Below are 21,474 nucleotides of genomic sequence, written 5' to 3' on the forward strand. Positions count from 1 at the left end.
TCTGACATAAGATATTCATAAAAGCCATTCTTTAAATGAAAAAAAACGGAAATAACGATTGTTATTCCGTTTTTTTTCTTACATTAGTGGCATGAATATCGACTCTGACATATTTAAGATTCAATCGAATAATGTGTTACCATCAAGAGGAAGGATTTTAATATCTGAACCTTTTCTGCGTGACGCAACGTTTGGCAGGTCCGTAATTTTACTGGTCGATCATACGGACGAAGGAAGTATGGGATTGGTTATCAACAAACAACTGCCATTATTCCTGAACGATATCATCATGGAATTTAAATATCTGGACGAGATTCCTCTATACAAGGGTGGACCGATTGCCACTGATACTTTATTTTACCTCCATACACTATCAGACATCCCCGACTCTATCTCTATCAGCAAAGGACTTTATCTGAATGGAGATTTTGATGAAATAAAGAAATATATATTACAAGGGAATAAAATCAGCGAATGTATCCGTTTCTTCCTGGGGTATTCCGGATGGGACAGCGAACAGTTAAATAACGAAATCAGAGAAAACACATGGCTGGTGTCTGAAGAAGAAAAATCATATCTGATGAAAAACAATATCAAGGATATGTGGCGGACTGCTTTAGAGAAGCTAGGCAGCAAGTACGAAACGTGGTCACGCTTCCCACAAGTGCCTACTCTCAACTAATATTTATTTCTTAGGATTCAAACATTGGAGGAGCAATGCATCTTTGTAGCAGCCCTCCACTTGCAGCCAGTTTTTCAATAATCCGCATTGAACGAAGCCACAAGACGTGAACAGCTTTACACAAACGTCATTATCTGTCGTGACATGTGCATAAAGCTGACTTAAAGACAGAAAATCAAAAGCATATTCACAAAGCAGCTTCAATGCGTCGGTGGCATACCCTTGCTGCCGATAATCCTTATGCACGGCAATTCCTACTTCTCCCCGCGAATGAAGGGGAACGAAATCCGTAATATCAATCGTACCAAGGATACACTGGTCGGATTTGCGTACCATCATCAAACGTAATTGCTTATCCGCAAACACATCACACTGCGAACCTTCAATATATTGGCGCAATACGTAACGGGAGTATGGAACTGTAAAGTTACTGATGTCCCACATCGAAGGATCATTTTCCATCTCATACATTATATCCATATCTTCCGGTTCTACCGCACGAAGATAGATACGATCGTTCATCAAGAAGGACTGTCTCATAGCTTTTCTTCTTTTGCAATGTGAAGTTCGTTACGCAATCTCTTCTCACTGGGCAGGCAGAAAAGTGACGCCGTGAGGCCAATCAGCATACAGAGGTTACCCGTGCTGCTCAACGTCAGGTAGTAACACAAAAGGTTCACCACAATAGCTACTTCAAGCACTCCCAAGCGAACAATGTTCCATTGCACATATCGCTTCAAGGCAAGTGTGATAGTCATGTGATCTATCTTTTTCTTAAGCACCAAGCTATATAATTTGAGAGAAAGAGGCACACACAAAGCAGTAAGCAAAATGCCGACCGTCTCAAAATAGTAGATAGCCGGTGCGTTATCTACCAAACCTCCTACGGGAAAGAGTTCAAACTCTCCTGCCCCAAGCAAAAATGCCGGGAGCACCCAAAAGAAAACATAACTGATATTCAAATTTCTGACAGCTCGTTTTATCTGTTCTTCCATGTTCGTTCTTAAATGATTAATAATGATTATACAGTTCCGGTAAAAAGCGTCCGGTTCACAATGCTGCGTCCTAAAGTCACTTCATCGGCATATTCAAGTTCATCACCAACCGATATGCCACGGGCTATCACACTTAGTTTAACCCCTAGTTTATCCAGCTTGCGATAGATGTAGAAGTTGGTAGTATCGCCCTCCATCGTAGTGCTCAACGCCAAAATAACTTCTTTGATTCCACCTTCAGCCACCCGCTGCACCAGGCTTTCAATTTGAAGGTCACTCGGTCCGACTCCGTCCATTGGAGAAATGACTCCTCCCAAAACGTGATAAAGCCCGCGATACTGCTGGGTTGCCTCTACCGCCATTACATCACGGATATTTTCCACCACACAGACAGTGGAAGCATCCCGTTGCGGATTAGCACAAATCTGGCAAGTTTCAGTATCGGATATATTATGACACACTTTGCAGTATTTCACTTCACGTTTCAATGTTATGATAGAATTTCCGAAAGCTTCCACCGTAGCCGTATCCTGACGGAGCAGATGCAGAACAAGCCTCATAGCCGTCTTACGCCCGATACCCGGAAGTTTGGAAAATTCGCCGACTGCCTTTTCAAGCAGTATAGAAGGATATTGTTGGTTCATAGATAATATTTGCTGTTCTATCGATAAAACCTTGCAAAGATACAGATTATTGTTTTTAATACCTACAAAAATTGCTACCTTTGCATCTGTTATGATGATACTAGTCACTATTCTTTGCTACTTCGCGGTATTATTACTAATAGCCCGTATCACCGGACGTAAGGGAGGATCAAATGCAGCATTCTTCAAGGGAGAGAACCAATCACCTTGGTACATAGTCTCTTTTGGAATGATTGGCGCCTCTATCTCCGGAGTCACTTTCGTCTCTGTACCGGGAATGGTGCGCGGAATGGATATGACGTATATGCAAACGGTACTCGGATTTTTCTTCGGATACATGGCTGTAGCCCATATCTTACTTCCTTTATATTATAAATTGAATCTGACAAGTATCTACGGATACCTCGGCACCCGCATCGGAGTGCACGCCTATCGCACCGGTTCCTTTTTCTTTCTGCTGTCACGCATGTTGGGAACCGCAGCCAAACTTTATCTGGTATGCCTCATTCTCCATACGTATGTATTTCAGGAAATGCACGTCCCCTTTTGGCTGATTGCTGTCGGTTCGGTTGCATTGGTATGGATATATACCCATAAAAGCGGAATAAAGACCATCGTGTGGACAGATACCTTACAAACATTTTGCCTGATTGCCGCTCTGATTTTTATCATCTATTTTACAATCCAAAGATTAGACCTTAATTTCAGCGGCATTGTGCAAACAATCCAAAACAGCGAACACAGCCGTATTTTTGTATTTGACGACTGGATATCCCGACAGAACTTCTTCAAACAGTTTTTCAGTGGTATCTTCATCGTCATCGTAATGACCGGACTGGATCAGGATATGATGCAAAAGAATCTTTCTTGCCGGAACCTCCGGGAAGCACAAAAAAACATGTACTGCTACGGTTTCTCATTCATTCCGCTAAATTTCCTTTTTCTATGCTTGGGAATTCTATTGATAGCGCTAGCGGGACAGATGCAACTCGAACTGCCAGCCATGAATGATGATATACTGCCCATGTTTGCAGCCCAAGGTTATCTGGGACAATCCGTATTGGTACTTTTTACAATCGGCATTATCGCAGCAGCTTTCAGCAACTCGGATTCCGCCCTGACAGCCATGACAACCAGTGTATGCGTAGACCTGCTGAATACGGAAAAAGACACAGAAGAAACGGCACGTCGCAAAAGAGGCAAAGTGCATTTATCGTTATCAGTCTTATTGGCATTCTTCATCTGCCTGGTAGAAATACTTAATAATAAGAGCGTTATTGACGCCATATATATCATCGCCTCCTACACATACGGCCCCCTGCTCGGAATGTTTGCTTTCGGACTTTTTACACGCAGGCAAACGAACGACCGGTGGGTTCCTCTCATAGCCATCTTTTCACCCCTGCTCTGCTATCTTGCCGACTGGTGGATTGGAAAAGAAACCGGATATAAATTCGGTTATGAATTGCTAATGTTAAATGGAACGCTTACCTTTGCGGGGTTAATCTGCATGTCTAAAAAAGGGAAAAACGATGTTACAAAGAAATAAATGACAAGAAAATGGAAATAACAAGTGCTGAATTTGTGATTAGCAATACGGACGTGAAGAAATGCCCGGCCGGTATTTTCCCGGAATATGCCTTTATAGGCCGTTCGAATGTGGGAAAATCGAGTCTTATCAATATGTTGACCAGCCGTAAAGGTCTGGCCATGACCTCTTCTACTCCGGGAAAAACGATGTTAATCAACCACTTCCTTATCAATAAGAATTGGTATCTCGTCGACCTTCCGGGATATGGCTATGCCCGACGCGGACAAAAAGGGAAAGACCAGATACGCACCATAATCGAAGATTATATCTTGGAACGGGAACAAATGACCAACCTCTTTGTCCTGATAGACAGCCGGCTGGAACCTCAAAAAATAGACCTCGAGTTTATGGAATGGCTGGGCGAGAACGGTATCCCCTTCTCTATCATCTTTACCAAAGCCGACAAGCTAAAAGGTGGACGTTTAAAAATGAATATCAATGCCTATTTACGTGAGTTGGGCAAACAATGGGAAGAGCTCCCTCCTCACTTCGTATCTTCCTCGGAAGACCGCACAGGACGTGTTGATATACTCAATTACATAGAAAACATAAACAAGGATCTCAATGTTAAATGAAAGAAGAATGAAAATGAAAAAGAGTTTTTTATCTATTGCCTTTTTGGCAGTATTTATGCTAACGGCAACTAACAGCCAGGCGCAATCATGGTCCGACTTATTAAATAAGGACAACATTTCAAAAGTAGTAAATGCCATCACCGGAACCACCGAATCTATCGACATGACCGGAACATGGAGCTACAAAGGTTCGGCGGTAGAGTTCGAATCGGATAACTTACTAATGAAAGCAGGCGGAGCTGCCGCAGCTACTATGGCTGAAAATAAGCTGAACGAACAATTAAGCAAAATAGGTATTAAAGACGGCCAGATGAGTTTCACTTTCAATGCCGACAGTACTTTCACCAGCACGGTGGGCAAGAAAACATTGAAAGGCACTTACTCCTACAATGCTTCAACCAAACAAGTTGATTTGAAGTATTTGAAACTTCTGAATCTGCACGCTAAAGTAAATTGCAGTTCCAGCTCACTGGAGTTACTGTTCAACTCGGACAAACTGTTGAAATTAATGGCTTTCATCGGTAGCAAAAGTAGCAGTACCGCACTGAAAACAGTTAGTTCACTGGCCGAAAATTACGATGGAATGATGCTCGGATTCCAGCTCTCAAAATAGCAAAAGAGAATCGTTTAATACTATTTCGCACTCCATAAAGTATATTTTAGGGGAAAAGCATTATCTTTGTCGTTTGTAATCAAAAAGAGAAGGAAAAATGAAAAAGATACTTTTTTTAATGACGCTGTTAGTAATGGGCGTAAGCTTTGCATTTGCACAAACAAATGCAGATATCAAGTTTGACAAAACAACTCACGATTTCGGTAAGTTTTCTGAAAACAGCCCGGTTGTCAGTTGCACATTTACCTTTACTAATATCGGCGATGCCCCGCTGGTGATCCATCAGGCTGTAGCCTCTTGCGGATGTACAGTACCCGAATATACAAAGGAACCCATCATGCCGGGCAAAAAGGGAACAATCAAGGTGACTTATAACGGAACAGGCAAATATCCGGGACATTTCAAAAAATCAATCACCTTGCGTACCAACGCCAAAACAGAGATGGTAAGATTGTATATCGAAGGCGATATGACAGCAAAAGATGCAAAGTAGGAAAAAATAGACTATTACATAAAGGAGAATCTTTCGGTTCTCCTTTTTTTTTGTTTACTTTGAGGACGGAAATGTAAATTAACACATTAGCAAATTATAAAAACTATGAAACAAGAAGAAGACAAATTCACCGGGTTACCCGAGAATGCGTTCAGAGAGTTGAAACCCGGGGAAGTGTACAACCCGTTGATGGGTCCCTCTAAAAATTATCCGGAAGTTAATATCTGGTCAGTAGCATGGGGTATTGCCATGGCAATCCTTTTTTCGGCCGCCGCTGCCTATCTGGGGTTGAAGGTCGGACAGGTATTTGAAGCAGCTATTCCAATTGCGATCATTGCCGTAGGAGTTTCCGGAGCTGCCAAAAGAAAAAATGCGTTGGGCGAAAATGTGATTATCCAGTCTATCGGAGCTTGTTCCGGAGTAATCGTTGCCGGAGCGATCTTCACCCTCCCCGCTCTTTATATTCTCCAAGCTAAATATCCCGAGATGACGGTTACCTTCATGCAGGTATTCATCAGCTCTTTATTGGGTGGCGTATTGGGTATTCTATTCCTGATTCCTTTCCGTAAATACTTCGTCAGTGACATGCATGGAAAATATCCTTTCCCGGAAGCAACAGCCACTACACAGGTGTTGATCTCCGGCGAAAAAGGCGGCAGCCAGGCCAAACCGTTATTGATGGCAGGTATGATCGGTGGATTATATGACTTCATCGTAGCGACATTCGGATGGTGGAACGAGAATTTTACTACCCGTGTTTGCAGTGCCGGAGAAATGCTGGCAGAAAAGGCAAAATTAGTATTCAAGGTAAACACCGGTGCCGCTGTGCTTGGTTTGGGATATATCGTCGGACTGAAATATGCTTCCATCATTTGTGCCGGTTCACTGGCTGTGTGGTGGATTATCATTCCGGGAATGTCTGCTATCTGGGGTGACAGTGTACTGAATGCATGGAATCCGGAAATCACCTCTACCGTAGGTATGATGAGCCCGGAAGAAATATTCAAATATTATGCCAAGAGCATCGGTATCGGTGGTATCGCCATGGCAGGCGTGATCGGTATTATCCGTTCCTGGAGCATCATCAAGAGTGCTGTCGGGCTGGCAGCCAAAGAGATGGGTGGTAAAGGAAATGTAGAGAAAAGCATTATCCGTACCCAACGGGATCTTTCTATGAAGATTATCGCCATCGGTTCCATCATCACACTGATCTTAATCGTATTATTCTTCTATCTTGATGTCATGCAAGGGAATCTGTTGCATACATTGGTAGCCATTGTTCTGGTTGCCGGCATCTCTTTCCTGTTCACCACAGTAGCAGCTAATGCCATTGCGATTGTTGGTACTAATCCGGTTTCGGGAATGACATTGATGACACTGATATTGGCTTCCGTAGTGATGGTAGCTGTCGGACTGAAAGGTCCTTCGGGCATGGTTGCCGCATTGGTTATGGGTGGTGTAGTATGCACCGCACTGTCGATGGCAGGAGGTTTTATCACCGACTTGAAAATTGGTTACTGGCTCGGAAGTACGCCTGCCAAACAGGAAACATGGAAGTTCTTGGGAACAATCGTATCGGCTGCAACAGTAGGCGGTGTAATGATTATCCTGAATAAGACATACGGATTTACAAGTGGCGCATTGGCTGCTCCGCAAGCAAATGCGATGGCGGCCGTTATCGAACCGCTGATGAGCGGTGTAGGTGCACCCTGGTTGCTATATGGCATTGGTGCTGTCTTAGCTATTATTCTGACTCTTTGTAAAATTCCTGCATTAGCTTTCGCATTGGGTATGTTTATTCCATTGGAACTGAATGTGCCGCTGGTAGTGGGTGGAGCAGTGAATTGGTTTGTTACAACACGTAGCAAAGATGCATCTCTGAATACGGAAAGAGGTGAAAAAGGAACTTTACTGGCATCCGGTTTCATTGCCGGAGGTGCATTGATGGGAGTAATCAGTGCCGCGATGCGCTTTGGTGGAATCAATCTGGTTAATGAGGCATGGTTGAACAATACTTGGTCAGAAGTGTTGGCATTAGGAGCGTATGCCTTACTGATTCTTTACTTTATAAAGGCTTCAATGAAAGTTAAATAAATCATTATGAGGAGACTATTATCCATTATAGTATCACTTGTAACTGCCATATCATTTGCGCAGCAGCCCGTCGAGCTACCTTTGTGGCCCGACGGTGCTCCCAACTCCAGTGGACTAACCGGAGAGGAGCAGGAAACGCGTCCTCATTTTGTCACGAATGTCACGCATCCCACCCTGACGGTCTACCACCCGGAAAAGCCGAATGGAATGGCTATTATCATGTGTCCCGGAGGCGGGTATCGTGGACTGGGTATGGATGGAGAGGGGTATGATATGGCTCCCTGGTTCTGCGGACAAGGTATTACCTATATAGTATTAAAATACCGGATGCCGAACGGACATTGGGAAGTCCCCGTATCAGACGCCGAACAAGCCATTCGCATGGTACGCCAACATGCCAAAGAATGGAATGTCGACCCTTACAAGGTAGGATTAATGGGAGCCTCTGCGGGAGGACATTTAACTGCTACACTCGCCACTCACTACAATTCGGAAACACGTCCGGACTTTCAGATATTACTTTATCCGGTGGTTACGATGATGCAAGTCACCCGTGGAAATACAAGAACTGCATTGCTAGGCAAAAATCCAACAATGGAACAAATACAGAAGTTTTCCGCCGAATTGCAAGTAACGCCCGATACTCCACAAGCATTTATCGCTCTTACCTCCGACGACCCTTCCGTAGCACCTTACCACGGAGTAAACTATTACCTTGCTTTACAGAAAAACAAGGTTCCGGCAACTCTCCATGTTTATCCTACCGGAGGACATGGCTGGGGATTTCAGGATCATTTTAAATATAAGCAACAATGGACACAGGAATTGGAGAAATGGTTGCGCGACGGCGTTGTATTCCCGGAAAACCCCGAACCCATGTTACGAATCGGGAAATCTTACCTGGGAACTAAATACGTGGCTAACACATTAGATCAAGACGGAGAAGAATCATTAGTGATCCGGACTGATGCCGTAGATTGCCTCACTTTCGTAGAATACACGTTGGCACAGGCACTCGGCTCTTCCTTTGCCGACAATCTGCAAAAAATACGTTATCGGGACGGCATCATCAACGGTTATCCTTCCCGGTTGCATTATACTTCCGAATGGATAGAGAACGGAATCCGCCACGGATTCCTCACCGACATTACTGCCAAAAACAGTGCGCATACCCAGAAAATCTCTCTTTCGTATATGTCTACCCATCCCAAGCAATATAAAAAATTGGCTGATTCGCCGGAAAATGTACGACAAATGGCCGAATATGAAAAAGCAATCTCCGGAAAAGTCGTACATTGGTTGCCGAAAAGCGAACTGCCGGAAGCCGGATTGCCCTGGATCATGAATGGAGACATTATTGCTATTACAACGAAGATGCCCGGACTGGACATTGCTCATGTGGGAATAGCAGAATATAAAGAGGGAAAACTGCACCTGCTGCACGCTTCTTCTACATTGGGAAAAGTAGTTGTCAGCGACGAACCTCTCAATCACATGCTAAACAACAATAAATCGTGGACAGGCATACGTGTTGTCCGGATGTCTCACTCTAAAAATAACTGATTATGAAACGAGTAAAACATTTCCTTCTCGCCTCGTGCTTATTCCCCACTTTGCTGGGAGCACAAGAAATGGCAAGCGCCTATTTTCTGGAACTTACTCCGGACGCCCAATCGGCAGGTATGGCAGGTACAGGATTAGCTACCACCGATAACGGTAGTACAGCTATTTTTCATAATGCTTCTACCATCGCTTTCTCACAAGAAGTGATGGGTGCGAGTTATTCATACGCTAAGATCAACCAAGATTATGCGCTACATAGCGCCTCTCTTTTCTACCGGATCGGAAGGGAAGGCATACATGGATTTGCTGTAGGTTTCCGGCATTTCAAAGATCCTAAGGTATTCGATTACCGTCCTCATATCTGGGATTTAGAAGCTGCTTATTTCAGAAATGTAGCCAAAAATCTGTCTCTTTCATTAACGTTCAGATACCTGCAAGCCAAAGCCGCGGAAAACGCAGACAGCAAGAATAGCGTTTGTCTGGACTTCGGCGCGACCTACTATCGCAATATGGCTCTATTGGACGAAATGGCTTCCTGGAGCATTGGTTTCCAAGCTGCCAACTTAGGTAAAAAGCTGGACGGACAAAAGTTACCCGCCAGATTAGGATTGGGAGGTACAATCGACCTGCCATTCAGCATAGAAAACCGTTTGCAAGTGGCTCTCGACTTCAACTATCTGCTCCCCTCTGAAATCCGTCATCTCCAGGCTGGCATAGGAGCTGAATATAATTTCCTGAAATATGGTGTTGTCCGTGCGGGATATCATTTCGGAGACAAAGACAAAGGAGCGGGCAACTACGGCACCCTAGGCTGCGGAATAAACTTCTGGCCGATACGTGCAGACTTCTCATACGCCTTGGCTGATAAAGATTGCTTTATGCGCCGCACCTGGCAACTGGGAGTTGGAATAGTTTTCTAAGCTCCTCTTCGAGGCGTTGCTTCACTTCGTCCATCGGCACATCGTGCTTTAATTCCTGACGAAGAGAAGTGACGCCTTTATCTATAAATCCGCAAGGGTGGATATAACTGAAATAACGTAAATCGGTATTCACATTCAGAGCCAGTCCATGCATCGTGACATAATGACTGCTTCTCACTCCGATAGCACAAATCTTACGCGCACGAGGCGTATCACCTTCCAACCAGACTCCTGTCGCTTTCTCCAAACGTCCGGCCTCAATGCCATAAAAAGCACATACCCGAATCACCGCTTCTTCCAGCAAATGCACGTACTCTTTCAATCCTAACTGAAATTCTTCCAGGTTTAATATCGGATAACATACCAATTGTCCCGGACCATGATAAGTAATGTCCCCTCCCCGATCAATATGATAAAGGGTGGCATCAATTGCTTTCAGTTGTTCATCACTCAACAACATATTATTTTCTTTCCCGCTACGTCCTAATGTATAAACATGGGGATGTTCGCACATCACAATACGGTTTTCATAACTCTCGCCCTGAACTTTTGCCCGGACAATGTTATCAAACCATTCTGTCTGCCGTTGCCATGCTTCGGCGTATGGTATCAAATTCCAATCAATAAAAAATGTTTTCATAAAAACAAAGGTAAGAAATAAAAAGAAAATGCGTACATTTGTTGGCCCAATATAACAAACACAACTATGAAAATGGACTTTCCACAGGTAGACTTGCCTACCGAAGTATTAGCATGGACGAATGTAACAGAAGACATTCTCAATATTTACAAGCAATCTTGCCGGTTGCAAGCATGTATTGTTGCCATCTGTACCGAAGGTTCGATGAAAGCCTCCATCAATCTGCTTGATTATGAGATTCGTCCTAATGACCTGATAACTCTGTTACCGGGAACAATCATTCAGTTTCGGGAGAGAACAGAAAAGGTATGCCTTTGCTTTGCCGGCTTTTCCGCACATTGCGCCGGACGAATCAACCTGATGAAGAATATTGGTAACGCATATCCCAAACTGATAGAACAGCCGGTGGTTCCTCTTAATGAAGAGGTAGCCAGTTATCTGAAAGACTATTTTGCTCTATTATCACGGGCCAGTTGCAATGAGAACTTCGAAATGGATTCTGAATTGGTTGAATTGTCTCTTCAGACCATCCTGACAAGCATACGATTGATATATCATAAATTTCCGGGTGAAAACGGTAGTTCGAATCGAAAAAAAGAAATCTGCCGGGAACTGATTCATGTTATCACCGAGAATTATAAAAACGAACGTCGTGCACAATTCTACGCAGATAAACTAGGAATATCTCTTCAACATTTAAGTACGACAGTAAGACAAGTGACAGGTAAAAGTGTATTGGACACTATTGCATATATTGTCATTATGGATGCTAAAGCCAAACTGAAAGGAACCAATATGACTATCCAAGAAATAGCATATTCTCTAAACTTCCCCAGTGCCTCTTTCTTTGGCAAGTATTTCAGACGATATGTAGGAATGACGCCATTGGAATTTAGAAACAGATAATTTTCACGAAGAACGATGAAAACATAAATGGTGAGTTGTAAAACAATGAACGGTGAATAAATTGCGCATTATCCGCAAAGTATTCACCGTCTATTATTTGTTGTTCACTGTTCATAAATATTACAGCTTACCATTCAGCATTTACTGCTTACAGGTTCCTGTCTTTTTATGGTTCGTTTCTTATTTTCTTCCCAAGCTCAACGAATTGAGCACTACACTCACGCTGGAGAACGCCATTGCGGCACTTGCCAGCATCGGATTCAATAACAAACCATTCAGCGGGAACAAGATACCGGCAGCAATAGGAATACCGATCAGGTTGTAAATAAACGCCCAGAAAAGGTTCTGATGAATCAGTTTGACTGTCTGCTTTGACAACTGGAAGGCTTTAGGAAGCAGCAACAAGTCCGATGTCATCAAAGTCACCATAGCCACGTCCATAGCAATATCAGTTCCTTTTCCCATAGCAATGCTGACGTCAGCCAATGCCAGTGCCTGCGAATCATTGATACCATCGCCCACCATCGCAACCTTCTTTCCCTGCATTTGAAGCTCACGTACAAATTCGGCCTTATCGTCCGGTAGAGCGTCGGCAACAAAACGTTCGATTCCTAAACGGGAAGAAACGGCTAGTGCAGTCCGTTGTCCGTCCCCCGTCAGCATACAGATGTCAATCCCTTGACGTTTCAGTTCCTTCACTGCTTCGGCAGAAGTAGCCTTTATCGGGTCGGAAACAGCAATGATAGCCAACAACTCGTTTTCACGTCCAAAGTAAATGATGCCGTTACCGTCCGATTCATAGTGAACCAGCATTTCAGCCATCACATCGCTTACTGTCGCACTGAAATCTTTCAGGAGTTTATGACTGCCTACCCAGTAAGTATGTCCCTCATACGAGGCTTTGATTCCTTTTCCCGTAATGCTTTCAAAGCTATCCAACGCGGCAGGTTTTATTTTTTCTTCGTCCTGAAGCGCAGAGACAATAGCGCCGGCAAGCGGATGCTCCGATTTCATTTCCGCAGCTAAAAGTACATCTTTGAAATGTGGTTCCTGCGACTGCGCCCATAACCATCCGGTAGCTGTAGGATGTCCTTCAGTCAGTGTTCCCGTTTTATCCAGAACAACGACATCTACTTTGCGCATTTGTTCCAAAGCCACTGCATCTTTAATCAGAATATGCTGGCTGGCAGCTTTACCTATACCCACCATCAACGCAGTAGGTGTAGCAAGCCCCAAAGCACATGGACAAGCAATGACAAGAACAGAAACAGCCGACAAAATACCATAAGAAATATATTCACTACCACCAATGGTGACCCACAATACAAATGTCAGAATGGCAATGCCCAATACGACAGGTACAAAAATCCCCGTAATACGATCGACAATGCGTTGCACGGGAGCTTTGCTGCCCTGTGCTTCCTGCACCATAGCGATAATACGGGCAAGCACGGTTTCACTGCCTACCTGTGCGGCACGAATGATAAATGAGCCACGCTGGTTGATCGTTCCCGCCAATACTTTATCACCTTTCTTCTTTTCTACCGGAACCGGTTCACCGCTAATCATACTTTCATCGACATACGAGTCGCCTTCGGAAAGCTGACCGTCCACAGGTATTTGCTCTCCCGGGCGTACAACCACCAAATCACCTACCTGAAGTTTTTCAATCAGGATCTCCTCCTCCACTCCATTGCGCAGAACACGAGCCGCTTTAGGCTGCATTCCCATCAACTTACGGATAGCTGTCGAGGTATTTCCTTTGGCACGTTCCTCCATCAACTTTCCGGTAAGGACGAAAGCGATAATCACCGCAGAAGCCTCATAATAGACATGCGGTTCCAATCCGCGGTCATACCAGAATTCGGGGAAGAAAGTGTTGAACAGACTGAACAGAAAAGCAATGGAAGTACTAAGAGCAACCAAAGTATCCATATTGCTCCGTCCTAATTTAGCCTGTTTCCAGGCTCCGGTGAAGAAACCACCTCCGAAAAAGACCATAACAGGGATAGCAAGTACCATTTGAATCTCATTAGAGTATGGCACATGCATCAGTATCATGGAATATACCAACAATGGTACTACCAAAATCCACGCTCCAATTACCTTCCATTTCAAACGAGTGTAACGCTTATGCTGTTCCTCTTCCCGGCGTTCTTCTTTGTGGGCTTCTTCCACAATCAGATCATAACCTGCCGCAAGCACAGCCGCACGAATCTCTCCGGGAGTCAGCTGCTCTTTCTCATAAGAAACGGTCAATGTATTGGTAGCAAAATTAACGGAAGCCTCAATGACTCCCGGCAATTTTTTTACTGTTCTTTCTACATTATTGGCACATCCTGCACAATGCATATTAAGCACAGGAAATGCCTTTTTTGTTGTGTTACCCATATAATTATTGTTTACGGCCTTCCCCTCCTCTCGAAAAAGAAGTTGGGGAAGAACCCTTGTTTGTTTATAGAAACAAGCTAATACAGGTATTTGTTCAATTACTTCTTATCAGCCTTCTGATTGTCTTTCTTTGTTTCTTTTACAAATTCGGCTTCATAACTGAACTTATTAAACCCTGCCTGCAACTTCTTTACATTCGTTTTTTCAGCGTCATACGTAATGGTTACCATTTTCGTTTTTACTTCGGTCGAAATATCCTTCAACCCTTTCTCAAAACGCATATTGTCCTTTACTTTCTTTTCGCATTTCTCACAGTGCATCTGCGACACTTTAAATACAACAACACGAATATCTTTTGCCAATACAGCTGTTACACTCAAAAGAGCCACCACGCAAGTGGCCATCCATCTTTTTGTTCTCATTTTTCTTATCAGTTTAAAATTAATATTCTTTATTATGCGATCGTTTCTTTCATTCGCTATTTCCTGCTTTTACTCACTATTTCTAGCTAAGTTAAAACGTATTCCGATATATCCTTTTGCTCCGTGCACCGGTCCCCAAATCATGGTAGAATCAAAGTTGTTCCCCCAGGGATTTGCCGCATCGATAATCGGATTCTTTTGTTTGAAGTTTGTCAGGTTCTCGCCTCCTACGTAGATAGACCAGCGGCGGAAGTAACGGGTCACCTGTAAACTCAACTGTTCAAAACTGCCATAACGACGTTCCCAGGACAACTGTCCGTCTCCCAGTTCATAAGGAGTAGGCATCCTGCCGCCGCCATTCAGTTGCAGTGTGGCGTCAAACTGCCATATTCCCAGCGGAGTTTGGTAAGAAGCCGTGAGTAGTCCTTTATATTTGCTAGTCAGCGGTTTCTCCATTCGTTCACCTTTGTAGGTCGTTTTTGCATCTGTGAGCCGGTAAGCACCTGTCAGGGTGAATCCTTTGAAGAAAGGATAACTTGCTTCCACTTGGAACACATGCGAATAAGAGCGTCCATCCAAATTGTAGAAAGCTACTTCATGGGGGTTGCTATCCATATCTACGATCACTTGTTTCAGGAAATCCGTATAATAGTATTCTGCATTCACATTCAGCGTTTTGCCGAATATAGGGATATAAGTAGAGACGCTGGCACCGTAATTCCACGCTTCTTCCATATCCAGGTTCTTTGCTATTTCCACCTTACGACTGCTGGAAAGCAGGTAGTTGTTTTCCGCCAACACATGATTGGTACGATACCCTTTTCCGGCAGAAAGACGGAAATTCACATAATCATTCGGATTGTACTTAAGATGCGCACGCGGAGTCACGAAGAAACCATGTTCGTTACTGTAATCACCACGCAGACCGGCCATTACCATCCATTTATCATTCAGGTTCAACGTATATTGCACGTAAGCACCGGGAACAGCTTCCTTTTCAAAGGCTTTGAGAGGATTGTCCGTTGTATTTTCCAAACGGTAATGTTGGTCATAAGCGTCATAATTGAAGCTCAATCCAGCGGAGAAACTATTTTGCGGATTAAATTCCGTTTCAAACATCAGCGAAGCATAGACGTTGGTTTGATCCACATTATACAGTTTGCGTCCATACGTAGCATCCTGATTGTGTAAAGTGGTGGAAAGAATCAAAGCCAGGTTCGTATTCTTCTCCTTATTAAAGATATAGGCGTTCTTGGTGAAGAATTCATAGCGTTCCGTATCAATCCCTACTTTATACAGATCACCGGAGTGCATTGTCCCTCCGTGATTGGCCTGTCCGCTGGTACGTGTTTCAGAAAGGGCTTTGATACCTGCCTGGAAAACATAATGGTCGCCCATATATGCCCACCGATTCCACACATTATATTGTTCTACCTGCGGAATATCCACAAATCCGTCATCGTTGCCATCATGCGCCTTGGTCTCATTTTCGTAATGTGCCAGCAGGGAAGTGCTCCACCGTTTGGAAAGTTTCAATGTAGCGTCCGCATTGGCTTCATACCTGTTGGTAGTGCTTGCAAAAAGATTGGCAGAAACCCAATCGGCTTCCGGCAACTGTGGTTTCTTAAATTCTACGTTTATCTGTCCTGTGATGGCTTCATAACCATTCTTCACCGAAGATGTTCCTTTGGAGACCTGTATGCTCTGCATCCACGGACCGGGGACATATCCCAATCCATAAGGAGCGGCGGCTCCCCGATAATTCGGAATGTTTTCCGTCAACATCTGCACATAAGTGCCGGACAGCCCCAACAATTTAATTTGTTTGGCTCCTGTTGCCGCATCGGAATAACTCACATCTACTGAAGGGTTCGTCACAAAACTTTCACCCAGATTACAACAAGCGGCTCTACTCAATTCGGCACTGCTTATCATGTCTTCGTTCATCACGCTACTGCGCAATTTCATCGTTCCCAGTTTACGAGTGACAATATTTACTTCATTCAGTTCCACTCCATCACGAAGCACAATATCCAGTTGTTGATTTTTACTGCTCACATGAATCGTGTCGTTCTGAAAACCGATAAAACTGACAATCAGCATGTGGCTTTTGGAAGGTTTAGTGATAGAAAAACTACCATCCTCTTTGGTTGTCACTCCTTGTCCTGTATTCATCCAGAACACATTGGCACCCGGAATAGCCTCCCCGGTACTATCTTTCACTGTTCCCCGTACTTGCGCATATATATTGCCGGCAAATAACAGGAACAGTCCTATTATCATATATTTCATTCTTTCTAAAGTTACTTTCGAGATACAAAATTAATTCATTTCTCATGCAACTTAGTTGCATTCAGTGCTGCTTTACTTTCATGTTCTATTGAAAGCAAAGGATTAAATAAGAAAGAAATAGTGGCTAAATAATGTAGGTGGAATATAACGCCAGCTTCTGCCTCGAGCAGAGAGGTGGCGGAGAGGTCAGACTATCAAATTCTACCGGTTTATCCGCATAGGTCGGAGTCAGCAGATAGCAGAAATGCTCACATAAAAGATCGACTGCCAAAACTGATACGGTCAGTTCCGTAGAGTGTTTCATCAGGTCGAGCTTATAAATCGTAACCGTACAACCTTTTTCTTTGCAGTTTTTCTTTGAATCGCAAGTATGAGACTTTTTACACTTCGGACAGCCTGAATCACAGCAACTCTGCACTGTCTCACAACGGGCACAGCAATAACGCACAATAGAGACTCCGCCTCCTGAATAGATAATCAGGAGAGAAAGGATAAGTGCTGTTATGTAGGCTAGTTTTTTCATTTCAGAGGACAAAGATAAGAATAAAAACAGATTTTCCTATAATTTTTCGTAATTAAGATTCAATCAATCCGATACAGACACATTCTCTTTCCTTTATTTGGCTATTTTAGAGTCATATCAGCACTATTAACTCTTTTTACTCAACAATAAAACCTATCTTTGCCCCAATAAATTCTCTGATTTTTAAGTAAACGCTATGCTTACATATTTACTCATCATTATCACTCTTTATCTGGCAGGTAATGCCTACATATTTATCAGAGCAAAGCAAGCTCTGAAAGTTAAATCTCTCGGAGTAAAAATATTCCTGACCGTTTTATTCTGGATATGTGCTTTATCCTTTTTCGGCACGATGCTAACTCGTAACCTTGAGATGCCTGTCTTTATCTCCCATTCAATGTACACCATTGGAACAAGTTGGTTGATATTTACTCTATACATGGCATTATTCTTGCTTTTGTTTGATATCTTGAAATTATTCAAAGTTGTCTACAAATATAGGTTCTATCTGTCTTTAGTGTTCACGTTGGGATTGCTGGGATGTGGGGTATATAACTATCATCACCCGGAAACCAATGTAGTCAGCATTTTAACCAATAAACGATATGAAGATACTCCCCAAGCAATTAAAATCGTCGCAATCAACGATGTTCACTTGGGAAATGGCACAGGGAAAGCCGCATTAAAAAAATATGTGGAAATGATAAATGCGCAGCATCCCGACCTGATACTGATTAGTGGTGACTTGATTGATAATAGCGTCGTACCTCTTTATACAGAGAATATGGCGGAAGAATTAGCTAACTTGAAAGCTCCTATGGGTATCTATATGGTTCTCGGCAATCACGAATACATTAGCGGTATCGATGAAAGTATCCGATATATTAAAAGCACTCAAATACAATTATTGCGCGATTCAGTAGTTACACTTCCCAACGGCATACAACTGATAGGACGTGATGACCGTCATAACCGCAAGCGTCATTCCCTGCAAGAGTTAATGGTGAATATCGATAAAAGCAAACCTATCATTTTATTGGATCATCAACCTTTTGATTTGGAAAAAACGGAAGCTGCCGGCATCGACCTGCAATTCAGTGGGCATACACACCACGGACAAATATGGCCTATTAATTGGGTGACCGATTATATCTTCGAGCAAAGCCACGGTTATCGCCAATGGGGAAACAGTCACGTGTATGTATCTTCCGGATTGTCTCTTTGGGGACCACCCTTCAGAATAGGAACGCATAGTGAAATGGTTATTTTCAATTTTCAATGAATATTATGCAGTTTTGTCACATATGTTACAGTTTCCAAGCAATCTCTGCCCTATCTTTGCAGAAAAAAGATTATGGAACAATTACATGCTCATGAAGTCCTCCACATGATGGAAGGAAATAGCTACTCGGAATCATCATTGCGGGAAGCAATCATTAAGAAGTTTGGCTCACAGCAACGTTTTTATGCTTGCTCGGCAGAAAACATGGATGTAGATACCCTTATCGAATTTCTGAAAATGAAAGGGAAATTTATGCCTGCTGAAGATGGATTCACCGTGGATATCACTAAAGTTTGCAAGCATTGACGTGTGGATGGTATCCGGCAATCCTGTTTTAGAGGATAAATAGCTGCAAATTTTTCTGTTTTTATTAGCCCGATTCACGAATTTCATCTATATTTGTCAATAGTGAATGATAATACAAATGTTGAATTTATAGAAAAAACGGGTATGAAAAAACAATATGTCAGTCTGCTTGCAATTATACTTTCGGTAAGCGGCTTTTTGTTTTCTTGTCATGACAAGATGAACAAAAACACAGGTGCGTTACAGTTTGATAGCATTCAAGTGAATGAGACAGCACACCTCTTCAGTGATACAGCCAAACCGGCCTGCAATATTATTATTAATTTTGCCTATCCGGTAAAATCATCGGATGATATGCTGAAAGATAGTTTGAATTCTTATTTCATTTCGGCCTGCTTCGGTGATAAATACATCGGCGAAAAGCCGGAAGAAGTTGTAAAGCAATATACCGAGAACTATATCAGCGAATACCGCCGCGACCTCGAACCGATGTATGCCGAGGACGAGAAAGACAAGGAAGACGAATCTTCCATCGGAGCTTGGTATTCTTATTATAAAGGTATAGAGAGCCACGTACAACTGTATGATAAAGACCTGCTTGTATATCGTATCGACTACAACGAATATACCGGAGGTGCACATGGCATTTACATGGCTACTTTCCTGAACATGGACCTCACCCTGATGCGCCCGCTCCGTCTTGATGATATTTTTGTCGGAGACTACAAAGACGCATTGACCGACCTGATCTGGAACCAGCTCATGGCGGACAATAAAGTGAACACTCACGAAGCATTGGAAGACATGGGATATGCTTCCACCGGGGACATCGCTCCGACAGAAAATTTCTATCTAAGCAAAGAAGGAATCACCTTCTATTATAATGTATACGATATCACTCCTTATTCTATGGGACCTGTAAAGGTAACAATCCCATTTTCTATGATGGAGCATTTACTAGGCAGTAACCCAATTCTGGGAGAACTGAAAAATTAAATTTCATAAAAAGCTGAACACCAATGAATATCCTATTGTTATCACTCCCGTGTGACAGAATAGGATATTCATCCACATCTATCATTCAAAACTTATAACTCAAAACTCAAACAGTGGAAATCATACTGAAATATTTTCCTGATCTGACGGAAGAGCAGCGCAAACAGTTTGCAGCTCTATACGACCTCTACATTGACTGGAATTCTAAAATCAACGTAATCTCCCGCAAGGACATCGAGAATTTATATGAGCATCACGTGCTCCATTCGTTAGGCATTGCCAAAACAATCCAATTTCGCCCCGGAACCAGCATTATGGACCTGGGTACAGGAGGAGGTTTCCCCGGTATTCCTTTAGCCATCTTATTTCCCGAAGTAACATTTCACCTCGTGGACAGTATCGGCAAAAAAGTACGGGTAGCAACCGAAGTGGCAAACGCTATCGGACTGAAAAATGTAACATTCCGTCATGCCCGCGCAGAAGAGGAGAAACGAACGTTCGACTTTGTTGTCAGCCGTGCCGTAATGCCTTTGGCGGATTTGATTAAGATTATCAAAAAGAATATCTCTTCAAAACAACAGAATGCATTACCCAACGGACTGATCTGCCTCAAAGGTGGCGAGCTGGAACATGAAACGATGCCGTTCAAGCATAAAACGGTCATTTATAACTTGAGCGATAATTTCGAAGAAGAGTTCTTTCAAACTAAGAAAGTGGTATATGTTCCGATTTAAACAAGACTATATGTTCTGATAGATGATAAATCATAAAGAAACCATGAAAATAAAGAGATTTGAATTTAATATGTTTCCCGTAAACTGTTACGTATTATGGGACGACACTAAAGAAGCAGTCGTAATCGATCCCGGCTGTTTTTATGAAGAGGAAAAGCAGGCTCTGAAAAAGTTCATTCTTACCAATGAGCTGAATGTAAAGCATCTGCTGAATACTCATTTGCACCTGGATCATATCTTCGGAAATCCGTTCATGCTGAAAGAATTCGGATTATCGGCAGAAGCAAACAAAGCGGACGAGTACTGGATTGACGAAGCACCGAAACAAAGCAGAATGTTTGGTTTTCAGTTGCAGGAAGAACCTGTACCACTGGGCAAATACCTGCATGACGGAGATATTATCACTTTCGGACATACCAAACTAGAAGCGATACATGTGCCCGGACATTCACCCGGTAGCTTGGTGTACTATTGCAAGGAAGACAACTGCATGTTCTCCGGCGACGTCCTATTTCAGGGCAGCATCGGCCGTGCCGATCTCACAGGAGGCAACTTCGATGAACTGATAGAGCACATTTGCAGCCGTCTGTTTGTCCTCCCCAACGAAACTGTCGTTTACCCCGGACACGGTGCTCCTACGACGATCGGAATGGAGAAAGCTGAAAACCCATTTTTTAGATAAGAGAAGATTTAATGAGTTATGAATTCTGATTTATGATTTATGATTTGCCGTGCGGATGAAGTAGGTGTTGCGGCTGATTGAGGTTTATAAATCGGGAAAACATAAGAAAGCATAAATCAGAATTCATAAT

General features: G+C 43.1%; 22 protein-coding genes. 14 read left to right on the forward strand and 8 right to left on the reverse strand.

The features are described 5' to 3' along the window. The first annotated feature begins 91 nt into the window (after positions 1-91). Positions 92-682 carry a YqgE/AlgH family protein gene (locus tag KTR06_RS04395; RefSeq protein ID WP_009041138.1) on the forward strand — a complete coding sequence of 197 codons (591 nt, stop codon included), beginning with the start codon at positions 92-94 and terminating at the stop codon, positions 680-682. A gap of 3 nt (positions 683-685) precedes the next feature. On the opposite strand, the gene KTR06_RS04400 is transcribed toward KTR06_RS04395, so the two are convergent. From KTR06_RS04400 to recR, 3 genes are read right to left on the reverse strand one after another with little or no spacing between them, the layout of a single operon-like run. After that, on the reverse strand, positions 686-1,222 hold the full coding sequence (locus tag KTR06_RS04400; protein WP_004306269.1) for a GNAT family N-acetyltransferase: 537 nt from the start codon (positions 1,220-1,222) through the stop codon (positions 686-688). Further along, entirely contained in the window at positions 1,219-1,677 is a 459-nt protein-coding gene (locus KTR06_RS04405) for a hypothetical protein (protein ID WP_044131866.1), read from the reverse strand. The genes KTR06_RS04400 and KTR06_RS04405 overlap by 4 nt, the downstream gene beginning before the upstream one ends. 26 nt (positions 1,678-1,703) lie before the next feature. Then, positions 1,704-2,321, reverse strand: coding sequence for a recombination mediator RecR (recR, locus tag KTR06_RS04410; RefSeq protein WP_004306273.1), 618 nt, complete (start codon positions 2,319-2,321; stop codon positions 1,704-1,706). A gap of 91 nt (positions 2,322-2,412) precedes the next feature. On the opposite strand from recR, the gene KTR06_RS04415 reads away from it, so the two are divergent. The 7 genes from KTR06_RS04415 (at position 2,413) to KTR06_RS04445 (ending at position 10,170) form a co-directional block, all read left to right on the forward strand. Next, positions 2,413-3,870 carry a sodium:solute symporter gene (locus KTR06_RS04415; RefSeq protein ID WP_141409194.1) on the forward strand — a complete coding sequence of 486 codons (1,458 nt, stop codon included), beginning with the start codon at positions 2,413-2,415 and terminating at the stop codon, positions 3,868-3,870. A gap of 11 nt (positions 3,871-3,881) precedes the next feature. Then, complete coding sequence (yihA, locus tag KTR06_RS04420; protein WP_004315890.1) at positions 3,882-4,487, forward strand: ribosome biogenesis GTP-binding protein YihA/YsxC; 606 nt, start codon at positions 3,882-3,884, stop codon at positions 4,485-4,487. Further along, on the forward strand, positions 4,477-5,100 hold the full coding sequence (locus tag KTR06_RS04425; RefSeq protein ID WP_004315891.1) for a DUF4923 family protein: 624 nt from the start codon (positions 4,477-4,479) through the stop codon (positions 5,098-5,100). Before yihA ends, KTR06_RS04425 begins: the two co-directional genes overlap by 11 nt. Before the next feature lie 97 nt (positions 5,101-5,197). Next, positions 5,198-5,593: a DUF1573 domain-containing protein gene (locus KTR06_RS04430; RefSeq protein WP_004300420.1), complete on the forward strand. Its 396-nt coding sequence runs from the start codon at positions 5,198-5,200 to the stop codon at positions 5,591-5,593. Between the two features lie 105 nt (positions 5,594-5,698). Next, complete coding sequence (locus tag KTR06_RS04435) at positions 5,699-7,687, forward strand: OPT family oligopeptide transporter (protein ID WP_004300419.1); 1,989 nt, start codon at positions 5,699-5,701, stop codon at positions 7,685-7,687. A gap of 6 nt (positions 7,688-7,693) precedes the next feature. Beyond that, on the forward strand, positions 7,694-9,250 hold the full coding sequence (locus KTR06_RS04440; RefSeq protein ID WP_004311634.1) for an N-acetylmuramoyl-L-alanine amidase-like domain-containing protein: 1,557 nt from the start codon (positions 7,694-7,696) through the stop codon (positions 9,248-9,250). Between the two features lie 2 nt (positions 9,251-9,252). Continuing rightward, complete coding sequence (locus KTR06_RS04445) at positions 9,253-10,170, forward strand: PorV/PorQ family protein (RefSeq protein WP_004311633.1); 918 nt, start codon at positions 9,253-9,255, stop codon at positions 10,168-10,170. Here KTR06_RS04445 and lipB read toward each other — a convergent pair. After that, the gene (gene lipB, locus KTR06_RS04450; protein ID WP_004311632.1) at positions 10,127-10,810 is read right to left on the reverse strand and encodes a lipoyl(octanoyl) transferase LipB; all 684 of its coding nucleotides are present in this window, start codon (positions 10,808-10,810) and stop codon (positions 10,127-10,129) included. The genes KTR06_RS04445 and lipB overlap by 44 nt on opposite strands. 66 nt (positions 10,811-10,876) lie before the next feature. Here lipB and KTR06_RS04455 point away from each other — a divergent pair, with 66 nt between their 5' ends. Then, positions 10,877-11,716: a helix-turn-helix domain-containing protein gene (locus KTR06_RS04455; protein WP_004311631.1), complete on the forward strand. Its 840-nt coding sequence runs from the start codon at positions 10,877-10,879 to the stop codon at positions 11,714-11,716. Positions 11,717-11,896: 180 nt separating this feature from the next. Here KTR06_RS04455 and KTR06_RS04460 read toward each other — a convergent pair whose 3' ends face one another. The 4 genes from KTR06_RS04460 to KTR06_RS04475 form a co-directional block, all read right to left on the reverse strand. Beyond that, positions 11,897-14,107, reverse strand: coding sequence for a cation-translocating P-type ATPase (locus KTR06_RS04460; RefSeq protein ID WP_055236213.1), 2,211 nt, complete (start codon positions 14,105-14,107; stop codon positions 11,897-11,899). A 98-nt stretch (positions 14,108-14,205) separates the two neighbouring features. Further along, positions 14,206-14,529 carry a heavy-metal-associated domain-containing protein gene (locus tag KTR06_RS04465; protein ID WP_009041147.1) on the reverse strand — a complete coding sequence of 108 codons (324 nt, stop codon included), beginning with the start codon at positions 14,527-14,529 and terminating at the stop codon, positions 14,206-14,208. 69 nt (positions 14,530-14,598) lie between these two features. Beyond that, the gene (locus KTR06_RS04470; protein WP_032849486.1) at positions 14,599-16,821 is read right to left on the reverse strand and encodes a TonB-dependent receptor; all 2,223 of its coding nucleotides are present in this window, start codon (positions 16,819-16,821) and stop codon (positions 14,599-14,601) included. A 124-nt stretch (positions 16,822-16,945) separates the two neighbouring features. Continuing rightward, on the reverse strand, positions 16,946-17,344 hold the full coding sequence (locus KTR06_RS04475; RefSeq protein WP_009041149.1) for a hypothetical protein: 399 nt from the start codon (positions 17,342-17,344) through the stop codon (positions 16,946-16,948). 196 nt (positions 17,345-17,540) lie between these two features. On the opposite strand from KTR06_RS04475, the gene KTR06_RS04480 reads away from it, so the two are divergent. From KTR06_RS04480 to KTR06_RS04500, 5 genes are all read left to right on the forward strand, one after another. Continuing rightward, positions 17,541-18,626: a metallophosphoesterase gene (locus tag KTR06_RS04480; RefSeq protein WP_009041150.1), complete on the forward strand. Its 1,086-nt coding sequence runs from the start codon at positions 17,541-17,543 to the stop codon at positions 18,624-18,626. Positions 18,627-18,698: 72 nt separating this feature from the next. Next, entirely contained in the window at positions 18,699-18,932 is a 234-nt protein-coding gene (locus tag KTR06_RS04485; protein WP_004306297.1) for a YecH family metal-binding protein, read from the forward strand. Between the two features lie 144 nt (positions 18,933-19,076). Further along, complete coding sequence (locus tag KTR06_RS04490) at positions 19,077-19,928, forward strand: DUF3298 and DUF4163 domain-containing protein (RefSeq protein WP_008640601.1); 852 nt, start codon at positions 19,077-19,079, stop codon at positions 19,926-19,928. Positions 19,929-20,041: 113 nt separating this feature from the next. Then, entirely contained in the window at positions 20,042-20,662 is a 621-nt protein-coding gene (rsmG, locus tag KTR06_RS04495; protein WP_008022144.1) for a 16S rRNA (guanine(527)-N(7))-methyltransferase RsmG, read from the forward strand. A gap of 43 nt (positions 20,663-20,705) precedes the next feature. Further along, a complete protein-coding gene (locus KTR06_RS04500; RefSeq protein WP_004311627.1) occupies positions 20,706-21,344 on the forward strand; it encodes an MBL fold metallo-hydrolase in 639 nt (212 codons plus the stop codon). Positions 21,345-21,474 lie beyond the last annotated feature (130 nt).

This window comes from Bacteroides sp. MSK.20.12, from assembly GCF_019052435.1.
Taxonomy (GTDB): domain Bacteria; phylum Bacteroidota; class Bacteroidia; order Bacteroidales; family Bacteroidaceae; genus Bacteroides; species Bacteroides xylanisolvens.